Below are 1,259 nucleotides of genomic sequence, written 5' to 3' on the forward strand. Positions count from 1 at the left end.
GAGTTCGATCTCGTCACCGCCGACGAGTTCGCGGCCGCAACACCCGCGCTGTCGACGTCCTACCTCCCACCGCGCTGATCACCCGGCGAACCGGGGCCACTGAACGAACGCAACTAGAGGATTGCCCAGTTACCTGAGTCCATAGTCGCCGAGCCGCCCACCGGCGCGATCCGCCGAATCTCATCCGCACCGGCACGGCACCGGCCACACCCCCGCCGATCCCCCGGACTGTCGTGTCGCACCCCTTTCCGGTACTGGCCAGGGTCGCCCAAAAGCCGGGCTCGAGCTGCAACAGCCAGAGGTGATCCGCGAAGGATCCCACGCAATTTACCGGGCCGGTACTACCGTGGCGCGGATCGTGAGGCCCTGCAGCCTGAACGATGCCGAGCGGAAACTGCGGGTGTCGCGGTGGCTCAACGGTTCTGGTATCCCGACCGTGGAGGCGGTATCGGAGCTACCTCAGGCGGTCGTTGCCGATAAAGATCGCCGGTGGTAGCGGATCGACGGCGATAGTCCCGTGGCTTCTTCACGAAGCTACGCTTCGCTCGGTTGTCTGGTTGCGGCGTCGTGGGACAGCTCACTGTCCGAGGAACAACCGCTCGCATGGCATGCGAGGGAGTAGGCGCAGCCCCTCGGCCGTGTCGCGAAGGAATTCGATCGTGCACCAATGTCTTTTCTGCCAGTCGCGAACGACGCCGCGAGCGGCGGTCGAAGCCACCGCATAGTCGAAGACCAGGCCCGCCATCCATACTCGTACATGGATGTCGCCCTCGGAGAGGAGCCATTTGTCATCTAGCATGCTGCCCGTCTCCTTTCGCGTACGAGTACCGGGAGCCATGCGCTTTCACGTGCACCGCTGCAGCGTCTTTCACGACTATTGACCGCATTTCGTCTCCCGACCGCTGGGTGCTGAACTCCGGTAAGACGAGACTCGACCGCCGAGCTGTCGCGCCTGTCCGGTGCGGCACCGCGAGGTGGCTCGGCGCAAAGGAGAGGAGGCCGGCGACGTTGCCGAAGCGGTACCCTCTCCGATCCGGGTAGCAGCTCCGGATCGGAGACACGATAGTTCGAGCGGGCAAGCACGCCTCGGGCTTTGCTGAGCGGAAACATCAGGTGAGCGTGGTGATGTCCAGTTCGCCGTCGGCGTACTGGCTGCGCAGCCGTTTCTTGTCGAACTTGCCCACACTGGTCTTGGGGACCTCGGCGATGAACGCCCAGCGTTCCGGCAACTGCCACTTGGCGAACTTGTCGGCCAGGAA

1 protein-coding gene is annotated in these 1,259 nt (G+C 64.2%); it reads right to left on the bottom strand.

The annotated features are described in order from the left end of the window. Nucleotides 1–577 precede the first annotated feature (577 nt). Nucleotides 578–799, bottom strand: a complete 222-nt coding sequence (locus tag ABZ420_RS36015) for a hypothetical protein (protein WP_357132694.1) — start codon at nucleotides 797–799, stop codon at nucleotides 578–580. Between the last annotated feature and the right edge of the window lie 460 nt (nucleotides 800–1,259).

This window comes from Nocardia sp. NPDC005745 (assembly GCF_040630775.1).
In the GTDB taxonomy this organism is placed as follows: domain Bacteria; phylum Actinomycetota; class Actinomycetes; order Mycobacteriales; family Mycobacteriaceae; genus Nocardia.

Excerpts from the sequence above, each read along its gene's own strand:
- ABZ420_RS36015 (WP_357132694.1), bottom strand. The coding sequence starts at position 799 with ATGCTAGATGACAAATGGCTCCTCTCCGAGGGCGACATCCATGTACGA.